The 13,217-nt window shown below is 61.2% G+C and carries 15 protein-coding genes; 11 read left to right on the top strand and 4 right to left on the bottom strand.

The genetic code is table 11. The features are described from left to right. Positions 1-133 precede the first annotated feature (133 nt). The gene (locus CKW09_RS04220; RefSeq protein ID WP_061795020.1) at positions 134-1,207 is read right to left on the bottom strand and encodes an aminopeptidase; all 1,074 of its coding nucleotides are present in this window, start codon (positions 1,205-1,207) and stop codon (positions 134-136) included. Between the two features lie 261 nt (positions 1,208-1,468). On the opposite strand from CKW09_RS04220, the gene cysG reads away from it, so the two are divergent. The 5 genes from cysG (at position 1,469) to CKW09_RS04245 (ending at position 6,302) form a co-directional block, all read left to right on the top strand. Next, positions 1,469-2,899 (top strand): siroheme synthase CysG, encoded by a 1,431-nt coding sequence (gene cysG, locus CKW09_RS04225; RefSeq protein WP_061795021.1) that lies wholly within the window; start codon positions 1,469-1,471, stop codon positions 2,897-2,899. A 22-nt stretch (positions 2,900-2,921) separates the two neighbouring features. Then, positions 2,922-3,830 (top strand): sulfate adenylyltransferase subunit CysD, encoded by a 909-nt coding sequence (cysD, locus tag CKW09_RS04230; RefSeq protein WP_061795022.1) that lies wholly within the window; start codon positions 2,922-2,924, stop codon positions 3,828-3,830. 11 nt (positions 3,831-3,841) lie between these two features. Beyond that, positions 3,842-5,269 (top strand): sulfate adenylyltransferase subunit CysN, encoded by a 1,428-nt coding sequence (cysN, locus tag CKW09_RS04235; protein ID WP_061795023.1) that lies wholly within the window; start codon positions 3,842-3,844, stop codon positions 5,267-5,269. A 1-nt stretch (position 5,270) separates the two neighbouring features. Continuing rightward, positions 5,271-5,900, top strand: coding sequence for an adenylyl-sulfate kinase (cysC, locus tag CKW09_RS04240; protein ID WP_061795024.1), 630 nt, complete (start codon positions 5,271-5,273; stop codon positions 5,898-5,900). An 84-nt stretch (positions 5,901-5,984) separates the two neighbouring features. Next, positions 5,985-6,302 carry a DUF3561 family protein gene (locus CKW09_RS04245; protein ID WP_061795025.1) on the top strand — a complete coding sequence of 106 codons (318 nt, stop codon included), beginning with the start codon at positions 5,985-5,987 and terminating at the stop codon, positions 6,300-6,302. Between the two features lie 52 nt (positions 6,303-6,354). Here CKW09_RS04245 and CKW09_RS04250 read toward each other — a convergent pair whose 3' ends face one another. From CKW09_RS04250 to CKW09_RS04260, 3 genes are all read right to left on the bottom strand, one after another. Further along, entirely contained in the window at positions 6,355-7,077 is a 723-nt protein-coding gene (locus CKW09_RS04250) for an amino acid ABC transporter ATP-binding protein (protein WP_061795026.1), read from the bottom strand. Next, entirely contained in the window at positions 7,061-7,780 is a 720-nt protein-coding gene (locus CKW09_RS04255) for an amino acid ABC transporter permease (RefSeq protein ID WP_061795077.1), read from the bottom strand. The genes CKW09_RS04250 and CKW09_RS04255 overlap by 17 nt, the downstream gene beginning before the upstream one ends. Positions 7,781-7,881: 101 nt before the next feature. Then, positions 7,882-8,652 carry a basic amino acid ABC transporter substrate-binding protein gene (locus tag CKW09_RS04260; protein ID WP_061795027.1) on the bottom strand — a complete coding sequence of 257 codons (771 nt, stop codon included), beginning with the start codon at positions 8,650-8,652 and terminating at the stop codon, positions 7,882-7,884. A gap of 402 nt (positions 8,653-9,054) precedes the next feature. Here CKW09_RS04260 and ftsB point away from each other — a divergent pair, with 402 nt between their 5' ends. The 6 genes from ftsB to CKW09_RS04290 are packed head-to-tail and all read left to right on the top strand — an operon-like array spanning position 9,055 to position 12,983. Beyond that, positions 9,055-9,375 (top strand): cell division protein FtsB, encoded by a 321-nt coding sequence (gene ftsB, locus CKW09_RS04265; protein WP_061795078.1) that lies wholly within the window; start codon positions 9,055-9,057, stop codon positions 9,373-9,375. A gap of 3 nt (positions 9,376-9,378) precedes the next feature. Then, positions 9,379-10,086 (top strand): 2-C-methyl-D-erythritol 4-phosphate cytidylyltransferase, encoded by a 708-nt coding sequence (ispD, locus tag CKW09_RS04270; protein ID WP_095095792.1) that lies wholly within the window; start codon positions 9,379-9,381, stop codon positions 10,084-10,086. Positions 10,087-10,096: 10 nt separating this feature from the next. Beyond that, the gene (ispF, locus tag CKW09_RS04275) at positions 10,097-10,570 is read left to right on the top strand and encodes a 2-C-methyl-D-erythritol 2,4-cyclodiphosphate synthase (RefSeq protein ID WP_061795029.1); all 474 of its coding nucleotides are present in this window, start codon (positions 10,097-10,099) and stop codon (positions 10,568-10,570) included. Positions 10,571-10,574: 4 nt separating this feature from the next. Next, entirely contained in the window at positions 10,575-11,621 is a 1,047-nt protein-coding gene (gene truD / locus CKW09_RS04280; protein WP_095095795.1) for a tRNA pseudouridine(13) synthase TruD, read from the top strand. Next, positions 11,602-12,363 (top strand): 5'/3'-nucleotidase SurE, encoded by a 762-nt coding sequence (gene surE, locus CKW09_RS04285; RefSeq protein WP_167387232.1) that lies wholly within the window; start codon positions 11,602-11,604, stop codon positions 12,361-12,363. Before truD ends, surE begins: the two co-directional genes overlap by 20 nt. Continuing rightward, the gene (locus tag CKW09_RS04290) at positions 12,357-12,983 is read left to right on the top strand and encodes a protein-L-isoaspartate(D-aspartate) O-methyltransferase (protein ID WP_061795032.1); all 627 of its coding nucleotides are present in this window, start codon (positions 12,357-12,359) and stop codon (positions 12,981-12,983) included. The genes surE and CKW09_RS04290 overlap by 7 nt, the downstream gene beginning before the upstream one ends. Positions 12,984-13,217 lie beyond the last annotated feature (234 nt).

Raw genomic sequence — 13,217 nt, forward strand, 5'->3', positions numbered from 1 at the left:
CAGGCCCGGCAGACGCTGGGCCTGGGCAATTTAACCGCATATGCCGCCACGGCGCGGCACCGATACCCTGGCGGGGATGGCGGCTCGCCCCGGCGGCGGAGAACGATTCGTACTGAATTTTATCCCCTGAGGATCACTTTTTCTTTGGCGCTTTCGGCGGATGGGCCTGCGCCAGTTCCTTGATCAGCGGCAGCAGGATCTGCACGCTCTCGCGGCTGCGTTTATCGATGCGCCCCGGCAGGTAGCGTTCGAGATACTGCAGGTTGTCGTACTGCGGCCGGTGCCAGGTTACGCCCTGCGGGAAATGCGGGCTGACGGCGCGCTGCTGGTAGCCGTCCTTGTCGCCCAGCGACCAGTTGGTGGCTTCCACCGACAGCACCGGAATGCCGGCGGTATCGAACACCTCCTGATCGGAACAGCAGCCGGTGCCTTTCGGGTGCCGTTTGCTGCCCGGATTGACGGCGGCGGCAATGCCGTAACGGTGGGCGATGTCCAGCGCGCGATCGCGGCTCTGCTTCGCCATCTGCGGCGGCGTGTTGCGGCCGGCGTTGAAGTACAGGCGATCGCCGGTAATCAGGCTGTCGAGGTTAATCACCAGCAGGGTATTCTGTTTCTCTTCCACGCTCATGCGCTGCAGGTAATTCAGCGCGCCCTGCGAACCGAGCTCTTCGGCGCTGGTGGCGACAAAGCGCAGGCCGTAAGCGGTGGGGATGTTTTTCAGGCGTTCCGCCAGCTCCAGCATCACGCCGATGCCGGAGGCGTTGTCATCGACCCCCTGCAGCGTCAGGCCGCCGAGGTTATTGTCCAGATCGGCGTCGCTCTGCGGGGTATAGGTGTCGAAATGGGCGACGATCACAATCTGTTTGGGGCGGTCGCCGTTTCTGGCGGCGATCACCGAACTGGCGGTGACGTTGTTCCAGTTCTTCTTGCCGTCTTTGCTGCTGTAGAGATAGCGGGTGTTGAAGCTGCGGATATCGCTCTGATAGCCCATTTTGCTGAACTGCTGCTTCAGGTAGTCGGCGGTGAGCAACTCGGCCGGGCTGCCCGCCATGCGGCCGGGGAAGTAGGTGGCGATATGGCGAATCTGGTCGGCGGCGAATTTGCCGATTGGGGCGTCTTTTACAGGCTGTGCGGCGGCTGAAACGCTGAAGACGCCGCTAAGGGCGAGGGCCAGCAGGCTGGTCTTCAGGTAAGAACGGGAAAACATACCGGAAAATCCTTCTCTGATATCGGCGGTGCCGATTATTTTTCTGCGGTGTCCAGTATGAGACGCCGCGCGGGATTACACAATTTCTCCGGCTCCTAATTTTGGCGCGAACGCGCAATCTTTCGCCCGGGTTATCACCGCTTAACCCCTGTGCTGCGGCCTATATTCCATAAAGTAACTAGTCATTCCTTTTCGTCATTTCAGAGGCTAAATCTCAGCCCGTATAGTCACACTATCTTTCTGTTATATGAAAAGGCTGTTGTGGACTATCTACCAATATTTGCCGACCTGAAACAACGCCCGGTGCTGGTCGTTGGCGGCGGTGAAGTGGCTGCGCGCAAAGTCGATCTGCTGCAGCGCGCCGGGGCTGAAATACGGATAGTTGCGCAGTCGCTCTCACCGGAACTTGAACAACAACGTCAGCAGGGCCGGGTGCTCTGGCTGGGGACGGCTTTTGAGCCCGGCCAGCTGGACGAAGTGTTCCTGGTGATCGCCGCGACCGATGACAGCGCCCTGAACGCCAAGGTGTTCGCCGAAGCGGACCAACGGCGGGTGTTGGCCAACGTGGTGGACGATCAGCCGCGCTGCTCGTTTATCTTCCCGTCGATTATCGATCGTTCACCGCTGGTGGTCGCCGTCTCTTCCGGCGGCCAGGCGCCGGTGCTGGCGCGCATGCTGCGCGAAAAGCTGGAGGCGCTGCTGCCCGCCAGCCTGGGCCAGATGGCGCAGCTCGCCGGCCGCTGGCGCGGCCAGGTCAAACGGCGGCTGACGTCGATCGGCGAGCGCCGCCGCTTCTGGGAAAAAACCTTTGGCGGCCGCTTTTCTACGCTGGTGGCGAATGGCCAGCCGGCGCAGGCGGAACAACAGCTGGAACAGGATTTACGGCGCTTCGCTCAAGGCGGCGAAGGCCTGCAGGGCGAGATAGCGCTGGTGGGCGCCGGGCCGGGCGACGTGGGCCTGCTGACCCTGCGCGGGCTGCAGGTGATGCAGCAGGCGGACGTGGTGCTGTATGACCATTTGGTCAGCGACGAGATCCTCGATCTGGTGCGCCGCGACGCCGAACGCATCTGCGTGGGCAAACGCGCCGGCGCGCACTCGGTTATTCAGGAAGAGACCAACCGGCTGCTGGTGGAACTGGCGCAGCAGGGCAAGCGGGTCGTGCGCCTCAAGGGCGGTGACCCGTTCATCTTCGGCCGCGGCGGCGAAGAGCTGCAGGTGGCGGCCGCGGCGGGCATTCCTTTCCAGGTGGTGCCGGGCGTTACCGCCGCCGCCGGGGCGACCGCCTACGCCGGCATCCCGCTGACGCACCGCGACCATGCGCAGAGCGTGACCTTCATCACCGGGCACTGCCGCCCCGACGGCGATGGCCTGGACTGGGCCGATTTGGCCCGGGCGCGGCAAACGCTGGCCATTTACATGGGCACCATGAAGGCGGCGGACATCAGCCAGCGGCTGATTGCCCACGGCCGCGCGGCCTCTACGCCGGTGGCGGTGATCAGCCGCGGTACCCGCGCCGATCAGCTCGTGCAGACCGGCACGCTGCAGCAACTCGAAGAATTGGCCCAGGGCGCGCCGCTGCCGGCGCTGCTGGTGATCGGCGAAGTGGTGGAACTGCACCATCAAATCGCCTGGTTCGGGCATCAACCGCAGGCGGAAGGGGCAACGCGCCCGGCCGTCGTGAATTTGGCTTAGGCAAGGCTTTTAAGGATCTGTTATGGACGAAAAACGACTCACTCATTTGCGGCAATTGGAGGCGGAGAGTATCCATATCATCCGTGAAGTCGCCGCTGAATTCGGCAACCCGGTGATGCTGTATTCCATCGGCAAGGATTCCTCGGTGATGCTGCACCTGGCGCGCAAGGCGTTCTTCCCCGGTACGCTGCCGTTTCCGCTGCTGCACGTGGACACCGGCTGGAAATTCCGCGAAATGTACGAGTTCCGCGACCGTACCGCGAAAGAATACGGCTTTGAGCTGTTGGTGCACAAAAACCCGGAAGGGGTGGCGATGGGCATCAACCCGTTCGTGCACGGCAGCGCCAAGCATACCGACATCATGAAAACCGAAGGCCTGAAACAGGCGCTGAACAAATACGGCTTCGATGCCGCGTTCGGCGGCGCTCGCCGCGACGAAGAGAAGTCGCGCGCCAAGGAGCGCATCTATTCCTTCCGCGATCGCTTCCACCGCTGGGATCCGAAAAACCAGCGCCCGGAGCTGTGGCACAACTACAACGGCCAGATCAACAAGGGCGAGAGCATCCGCGTCTTCCCGCTGTCGAACTGGACCGAGCTGGATATCTGGCAGTACATCTTCCTGGAGAAGATCGACATCGTGCCGCTGTACCTGGCGAAACCGCGCCCGGTGGTGGAGCGCGACGGCATGCTGCTGATGGTGGACGACGATCGCATCGATCTGCAGCCGGGCGAGGTTGTCAGCCAGCGCATGGTGCGTTTCCGCACCCTGGGCTGCTGGCCGCTGACCGGCGCGGTGGATTCGGCGGCGCAAACGCTGCCGGAGATCATCGAAGAGATGCTGGTGTCCACCACCAGTGAGCGCCAGGGACGGATGATCGACCGCGATCAGTCCGGCTCGATGGAGCTGAAGAAGCGTCAAGGGTATTTCTAAGGAGCCGCCGGATGAACAACGCAATCGCACAACAAATCGCTGCACAGGGCGGCGTCGAGTCTTACCTGCATGCGCAGCAACATAAAAGCCTGCTGCGCTTCCTGACCTGCGGCAGCGTCGACGACGGCAAGAGCACCCTGATCGGGCGTCTGTTGCACGATACCCGCCAGATCTACGAAGATCAGCTGTCTACGCTGCACAGCGACAGCAAGCGCATCGGCACCCAGGGCGAAAAGCTCGATCTGGCGCTGCTGGTGGACGGCCTGCAGGCCGAGCGCGAGCAGGGCATCACCATCGACGTGGCCTATCGCTATTTCTCGACCGAAAAACGCAAATTTATCATCGCCGATACCCCGGGGCATGAGCAGTACACCCGCAACATGGCCACCGGCGCCTCCACCTGCGATCTGGCGATCCTGTTGATCGACGCGCGCAAAGGCGTGCTGGATCAGACCCGCCGCCACAGTTTTATCGCCACCCTGTTGGGCATTCGTCATCTGGTGGTGGCGGTGAACAAAATGGACCTGGTGGACTATCGGGAATCGGTGTTCGAGCAGTTCAAGCAGGACTACCTGAGCTTCGCACAGCAGCTGCCGACCGATCTGGACATCAAGTTCGTGCCGCTGTCGGCGCTGGACGGCGACAACGTGGCGAGCGAAAGCGCGCACATGCCGTGGTACAGCGGCCCGACGCTGCTGGAAGTGCTGGAGAGCGTGGACGTGATCAGCGAGCGGGAAACCCAGCCGCTGCGCTTCCCGGTGCAGTACGTCAATCGCCCCAATCTGGATTTCCGCGGCTATGCCGGTACGCTGTCCGCCGGCGTGGTGCGGGTGGGGCAGCGCGTGAAGGTGCTGCCTTCCGGCGTGGAATCTACCGTGGCGCGCATCGTTACCTTCGACGGCGATCTGCAACAGGCGGTGCCGGGCGAAGCCATCACGCTGGTGCTGCAGGATGAAGTGGACATCAGCCGCGGCGATCTGCTGGTCGACGCCGGCGAAACCCTGAAGGCGGCGCAAAGCGCGCTGGTGGACGTAGTGTGGATGGCCGAGCAGCCGCTGCTGCCGGGCCAGAGTTACGACATCAAGGTGGCCGGCAAGAAAACCCGCGCACGGGTGGAAGGCATTCGCCACCAGGTGGAGATCAACTCGCTGGCGCAGCATCAGGCGGATACGCTGCCGCTGAACGGCATTGGCCTGGTGGAGCTGACCTTCGACGAGCCGCTGGTGCTGGACAGCTATCAGAGCAACCACGACACCGGCGGGCTGATATTTATCGATCGCCTGAGCAACGTAACGGTCGGCGCCGGTTTGATCCGCGAAACGCTGCAGGATGCGCAGGCGCAGGCCGGCGAATTCAGCGCCTTCGAGCTGGAACTGAACGCGCTGGTGCGCAAGCACTTCCCGCATTGGGGCGCGCGTGATCTGCTTGGGGGCAAATAAGGTGGCCGCTGTCGAACTGCGGCCGACCGGGCCGGAGGACGAAAACGTGGTTTGGCATCCGCACGCGGTAGCGCGGGCGGATCGCGAGGCGCGCAACGGCCATAAAGGGGTGGTGCTGTGGTTTACCGGGCTGTCCGGCTCGGGCAAATCCACCGTCGCCGGCGCACTGGAACAGGCGCTGCACGGGCTGGGGGTCAGCACCTATCTGCTGGACGGCGATAACGTGCGCCACGGCCTGTGCCGCGATCTGGGCTTCTCCGACGACGATCGCCGCGAGAATATCCGCCGGGTCGGGGAAGTGGCCAAGCTGATGGTCGACGCCGGGCTGGTGGTGCTGACCGCATTCATTTCGCCGCACCGCGCCGAACGGCAGATGGTGCGTGAAATGCTCGATGCCGATCGCTTTATCGAGGTGTATGTCGACACGCCGCTGGCGATCTGTGAGGCGCGCGATCCGAAGGGATTGTACAAAAAAGCGCGCGCCGGCGAGCTGCGAAACTTCACCGGCATTGACGCGGTTTACGAGGCGCCGCAGCGGCCTGATATTCACCTGGATGGCCAACAATTGGTAACAAATTTGATTGCGCAATTGTTAGACGTGTTGCGTGGTCAGGCTATTATCAAACCCTGAATTCAAAAAAGCGTGTGGCGTTCTGCGCCATACGCTTTTTACGCTAAGCCCGCCGCAGAGCGCGCCGAATAACCAGGGATTACTATGCAAAATGTCACGCCTATCTTGATTGACTCAAACCGGGAGAAAGAGGAACCCTCTTATTCTTTCCTGGGCGGCGTCTGCGGCTTTGTTTTCTACTGGCTGGCGTTCGCCGTGCCGTTTCTGGTCTACGGCTCCAATACCCTGTTTTTCCTGCTCTATACCTGGCCGTTCTTCCTGGCGCTGATGCCGGTTTCGGTGCTGATCGGCATCACGCTCAGCATGCTGCTGCGCGGCCGGCTGATCCTGACGCTGTTGCTGACCGGCGCCGTCGTGCTGTGCCTGTTCTGGCTGGTGTTCAGTTTCCTGACCGGCTGGTGAGAGAGCGGGCGCCGTTGGCGGCGCCCGAGGGATTGCAAAGCGGTGCTGAAAGTTACAAAACTTTGCTTAGAAACGCCTGGGTGCGCGGGTTGGCCGGATGGCCGAAAATCTGCTGCGGCGTGCCTTCTTCCTGAATGATCCCCTGATCGATAAACAGCACCCGATCCGCCACTTCACGGGCGAAAGCCATCTCGTGCGTTACCACCACCATGGTCATGCCCTCGTGGGCCAGCGATTTCATCACCGCCAGCACTTCCCCCACCAGTTCTGGATCGAGCGCCGAGGTCGGTTCATCGAACAGCATGATCTTCGGCTCCATCGCCAGCGCGCGGGCGATGGCCACCCGCTGTTGCTGCCCGCCGGACAGGCTGTTGGGATAGGCGTCGATCTTGTCCAGCAGCCCGACCTTGCGCAACAGCCGTTCGGCCCGCTCGATGGCCGCCGCGCGCGGCAGCTTTTTCACGCCCATCGGCGCCATGATGATGTTTTCCAGCACCGTCATATGCGGGAACAGGTTAAAGCGCTGAAACACCATGCCGACGCTTTCGCGCATTTTGTTCAGATCGGTTTTCTGCTGGTGAATGGCGAAGCCGTTCACGTCGATCTCGCCGCCGGACAGCGTCTCCAGCGCGTTGATGCAGCGCAGGAAGGTACTTTTTCCCGAGCCGGATGGGCCGATGATGCAGACCACTTCATTCGGGGCTATCTCGCAGGAGATGCCGCGCAGCACGTGGCTTTCACCGAATTGCTTTTGCAGGTTATGTACGCGAATCACTTTTGCCGAACCTCTTTTCCATGTGTTGCACCATCAGCGAGAGCAGGAAGGTGATGACCCAGTAGACCAGCGAAATGGTCAGGTAGGGCTCCCAATAGGTGGCGTAGGCCCCGGAAACGGTGCGGGCGGCGTAGGCCAGGTCGGCCAGGCCGATGGCGGAAGCCAGTGACGAATCCTTGACGATGGCGATGGCGTTATTGCCCAGCGGCGGCAGCATGCGGCGGAAAGCCTGCGGCAGGATCACCTGACGCATGGTTTTGCCGTAGCTCATGCCCAGCGAGCGGGAGGCCTCCATCTGGCCGCGATCGATCGACTGTATGCCGGCGCGGAAGATCTCCGAAACGTAAGCCCCGGCGTTGAGCGTAATCGCCACCACGCAGGACAGGAACGCGCCGTAGTCGGAACGCAGCGCGCGGGCGAAATCGGTGCTCATCAGGCCGCCGGTCACCAGCAGGCCGTCACGCGGGTTGATAAACAGCGGCACCAGCGCGAAGTGCACCACCATGATTTGCACGAACAGCGGCGTACCGCGAAAGGCGCTGATGTAGATGCGCACCGGCCACTGAACGCCGTAGTGCAGGATGGGTTTCCAGATGCCGTGCGGCGCCTGCGCCAGGCGGCCCAGCCCGAGGATCAACCCCCAGGTGGTGCCCAGCAGCACGCAGATAATGGTGCATTTGATGGTCATCCAGGCGCCTTCCATAAACAGCGGGGCGTATTCCTGGATGATCTCCCAGCGGAAATTCAAGGTCTGATCCTTATTTAAGAGTGTTGGGGCCTGCTGCGCAGACGAGCGCCGATCGATTATTCAGCCGGCAGCGTCGGTACGTTGCTGTCGAACCAGGTTTGGTAGATTTTGGCGTAGGTGCCGTCGGCGACGATTTTCTTCAGGCCGGCGTTGATTTTGCCGCGCAGTTCGTCGTTGCCTTTGGCGACGGCGATGCCGAAATACTGGCGTTCAAACTTGGCGTCGGACACCAGTTTGAATTCTTTTTCCGGGTGGGTCTTGATGTAGAACTTGGCTACGCCGACGTCGCCGACCGCGGCGCCGATGCCGTCTTCATACAGCTCTTGCAGCATCAGCGGCGTATTGTCGAAGCGTTTGATGGCGGTGCTGTTTTTGCCCAGCGTGTCGGAAACCACGATGTCGCCGGTGCTGGAATTCACCACGCCGACCTTCAGCGCTTTCAGCGCGGCGATGGAATCCACCCTGGAATCCTTCGGCACCACGATCGCCTGTTCCGCCGGGAAGTAAGGCGCGGAGAAATCGACCATTTGCTTGCGTTTGTCGGTGATGGTGATGCCGGAAATAATGATGTCGCGATCGCCGGAGTTCAAGGTGGCGAAGATGCCTTCCCAGGGGGTATTGACCAGCTTGACCTGGAAGTTTTCGGCCTTGGCCACCGCTTTGATGATGTCGATATCGAAACCTTCCAGCTGTTTTTGGCTGTTTTCAAATTCGAACGGGCGATAGGTGCCGCCGGAGCCGACAACGTAGGTGGGTTCAGCCGCCAGAACCGACGCGGACAGGGTGGCGGCCAGGCAGGCGCCAATCAGAACTAAAGGTTTTAACATCGCGATCCCCGATAATGAAAGGTTATATATTGGATTTATTTATGCACTATGAATGCATAAAAATAAGCTTCAATGCATGAAAATACAACCGCTGCATGATGATTTACTTTTTAAAAGTGTTAAATATGCAGTTTTGTTGCAAGGGCGGCGCAAGCGCCGGCGAAATGGCGCAGGCCCAGTTTTTATTACTGCATAACCCGGTTTGGGCAGCGAGAGGCTTTATCGGCGGCCGGTGGATTTTCTGCGGCCAAAGTGGCTTTTTTTGCCGCTTTCGCGGCGGATTTAGGTTATAAACTCAGGAAATACTCATCCGTATTCTGAATTTGGCGCTGAAAAGCCGCTCTCGGTGTGGAGTCCAACGAAAAGTTGTGGGATGATTGGTCGGTTTTTCAGGGGGCGGAGATGGGAAAACTTACGCTGCTATTGCTGGCATTGCTCGGTTGGTTACAGTATTCACTGTGGCTGGGCAAAAATGGTATTCACGATTACGTGCGGGTCAATGAAGACGTTGCGGTCCAACAGGGCAACAATGCCAAATTGAAAGCGCGTAACGATCAGCTGTTTGCCGAAATCGATGATTTGAACGGTGGTCAGGAAGCGATCGAAGAACGTGCGCGTAATGAACTGGGCATGATCAAGCCCGGTGAGACTTTCTATCGTCTGGTTCCCGACCAATCCAGACGCAACGCGGCGTCCTCCTCGCAAAATAACGTACAAAAGTAACGCATGAATCACTCCGCAGGAACCTTTCCATCGGTGATTGCCGTCCTGCCCGCTGCCGGTGTCGGCAGCCGCATGCAGGCCGATTGTCCGAAGCAGTATCTCACCATCGGCCGGCACAGCATTCTTGAACACGCTATCCATGCGTTGCTGCGCCATCCGCGCATTCAGCGGGTGATTGTGGCCATTGGCCCCGACGACGACCAGTTCGCCCAACTGCCTATCGCTCAGGATCCCCGGGTGAGCGTGGCTATCGGCGGCCGGCAGCGCGCCGACTCGGTGATGGCCGGGCTGCGGCTGGCCGGCGACGTGGAGTGGGTGCTGGTGCATGACGCCGCGCGCCCCTGCCTGCATGCCGACGATCTCGAGCGCCTGCTGGCGATCACCGAACACAGCAAGGTCGGCGGCATTCTCGCCGCGCCGGTGCGCGATACCATGAAGCGCGCCGAACCCGGCCAAAACGCCATTTCCCACACCGTCGAGCGCCAGGATCTGTGGCATGCGCTGACGCCGCAGCTGTTCCCGCTGGCGTTGCTCAAGCAGTGCCTGCAGCGCGCGCTGGACGAAGGCGCGAGCGTCACCGACGAGGCCTCGGCGCTGGAACACTGCGGTTATCATCCGCTGTTGGTGAATGGGCGTGCAGACAATATTAAAGTGACGCGGCCGGAAGATCTGGCGCTGGCGGCGTTCTATTTGACTCAGTTGGACAATTAAGGAGCGCATCATGCGTATCGGTCACGGTTTTGACGTACATAAATTCGGCGGCGAAGGGCCGCTGGTGATCGGTGGCGTTCGCATCCCTTATGAAAAAGGTTTGCTGGCCCACTCCGACGGCGACGTCGCTTTGCATGCGGCGACCGATGCCCTGCTGGGCGCCGCGGCGCTGGGGGACATCGGCAAGCTGTTCCCGGATACCGATCCCGCATTCAAGGGCGCCGACAGCCGCGAACTGCTGCGTGAAGCCTGGAAACGCATCCGCGCCAAGGGCTACCGCCTGGGTAACCTGGACATCACCCTTATCGCGCAGGCGCCGAAGATGGCGCCGCACATTCCGCAGATGCGCATTTTCCTGGCGGAAGACCTGCAGTGCCATATGGACGACGTTAACGTCAAGGCCACCACCACCGAACAGCTCGGTTTCACCGGGCGCGGCGAGGGCATTGCCTGCGAAGCGGTTGCCTTGCTGATCAAGGAATAAGCGCATGGATATGGCTAACCTGACCTGGCTGCACGGCCGGCCGCAGAGCACCGGGGTGCTGAAAGCGGATCCGGAAGACTTCGTGGTGGTGGAAGACCTGGGCTTTGCGCCGGACGGCGAAGGCGAACACGTGCTGGTGAACATCCGCAAAAACGGCTGCAACACCCAGTTCGTGGCCGATTATCTGGCGCGCTTCGCCGGCATCCATGCCCGTTCCGTCAGCTATGCGGGGCTGAAAGATCGCCACGCGGTGACCGAACAGTGGTTCTGCCTGCACCTGCCGGGCAAGGAAACGCCTGATTTCTCACAGTTTGCGCTGGAAGGCTGCGAGGTACTGTCCTGTGCCCGCCACCTGCGCAAAATGCGCATCGGCACGCTGAAGGGCAATGCCTTTACCCTGGTGCTGCGCCAGATCTCCGACCGCGATGACGTTGAGCGGCGCTTGCAGGCGATCGCCGCCAACGGCGTGCCTAACTACTTCGGCAGCCAGCGTTTCGGCCGCGGCGGCAATAACCTGGTGATGGCTCGCCGCTGGGCGAATGACGAGATCCGCGTCAAGGAGCGCAGCAAGCGCAGCTTCTACCTCTCCGCCAGCCGCAGCGCGTTGTTCAATCAGACGGCCAGCCGGCGTTTGGCCGACGGCCTGCAGCGCACCGTGCTGGAGGGCGATGCCCTGCAGCTCAGCGGCCGCGGCAGCTGGTTCGTCGCCAAGGCGGAAGAACTGGACGGGTTGCAGCTGCGCCTGGATGCCGGCGAGCTGAACGTCACCGCCCCGTTGCCGGGGGACGGCGAACCGGGCACCGCCGGTGAAGCGTTGAAATTTGAACAACAATGCTTGGCGGAGCAGCCGGAATTGCTTACGCTTTTAAAGCGCGAGCGCGTTGAACCCGCTCGTCGGGCCCTGCTGTTGCAGCCGCAAAATATGCTGTGGAACTGGTGGGATGATGTCACCGTTGAACTGCGCTTCTGGTTGCCGGCAGGCAGCTTCGCCACCAGCGTCGTTCGCGAAATCATGCAGCAGGATAACAGTGATGCGGATATTGCTGAGTAACGATGACGGCGTTACCGCCCCGGGCATTCAGGTGCTGGCGGCGGCGCTGCGGGAGTTTGCCGAGGTGCAGGTGGTGGCGCCGGATCGCAATCGCAGCGGCTCCTCCAATGCGCTGACGCTGGAGTCGCCGCTGCGCACCCTGACGCTGGCCAACGGCGACATTGCGGTGCAGCAGGGAACGCCGACCGACTGCGTATACCTGGGCGTCAACGCGCTGATGCGCCCGGCGCCGGATATCGTGGTGGCCGGCATCAACGCGGGGCCGAACCTTGGCGATGACGTGATCTATTCCGGCACCGTGGCGGCCGCCATGGAGGGCCGCCACCTTGGCCTGCCCGCGCTGGCGGTGTCGCTGAACGGCCACCAGCACTACGCGACCGCGGCCGTGGTTACCTGCCGCATACTGCGAGCGTTGCAGCGCGAACCGCTGCGCACCGGAAAAATCCTGAATATCAACGTGCCGGATTTACCGCTGGATCAGATCAAGGGCCTGCGGGTGACCCGCTGCGGCAGCCGGCATCCGGCCGACAAGGTTTTTTGTCAGCAGGATCCGCGCGGGCAAAATCTCTATTGGATCGGGCCGCCGGGTGATAAGTTTGATGCCGGGCCGGATACTGACTTTGCGGCGGTGGAGCAGGGCTATGTGGCGATCACGCCGCTGCAGGTGGATTTGACCGCCTACGCCGCCCTGGAAGTGGTACAAACGTGGTTAACCAAAGCAGAGGTTAGCGGGGAATGGTGAACAAGCGCATGCAAACATTGCTGACGCAGCTGCGTCAGCAGGGGATCCGGGACGAGCGATTGCTGCAGGCGATCGAGGCGGTGCCGCGCGAGCGCTTTGTTGACGAGGCGCTCGATCACAAGGCCTATGAAAACACCGCGCTGCCAATTGGCTCGGGCCAAACCATTTCCCAGCCTTATATGGTGGCGCGCATGACCGAGCTGTTGAACCTGACGCCTACCTCAAGGGTGTTGGAGATCGGCACCGGCTCCGGCTATCAAACCGCCATTCTGGCGCACCTGGTTCAGCACGTTTGCTCCGTCGAACGCATCAAGGGCCTGCAATGGCAGGCCAAACGCCGGCTGAAACAGCTCGATCTGCATAACGTTTCCACCCGTCACGGCGATGGCTGGCAGGGTTGGGCGTCGCGCGGTCCGTTCGATGCGATTATCGTCACCGCCGCGCCGCCGGAAATTCCGCAGGCGCTGATGGAGCAGTTGGACGACGGCGGCATACTGGTGTTGCCGGTGGGCGAACAGGCCCAAACTCTCAAACGCATCCAGCGCCATGGCCATGAGTTCGCCATCGACGCCGTCGAGGCGGTGCGTTTTGTGCCGCTGGTGAAAGGCGAACTGGCCTAGCGATTGTCTGATTTTTCAGCCGGCCGTGAAATCTGTTGCACTTTCATAACGTCTGGATAAGGTTTTATTGTTTCAATAAGACTAATTTTCAATACAATTGCCTTTCTGCGTAGTTGTCTTATGGTGCGGCAGCGCTAATGTGGTTAGCATTGGCGCGCTGTTTTGATGCTCCGGCGGGAGATTACCTGGCGTTCAGGGATCGGCCGGGGGCGCCTTTTCATCGCGGAAACTGAG

Origin of the sequence: Serratia ficaria (genome assembly GCF_900187015.1) — a bacterium.
Lineage (GTDB): Bacteria > Pseudomonadota > Gammaproteobacteria > Enterobacterales > Enterobacteriaceae > Serratia > Serratia ficaria.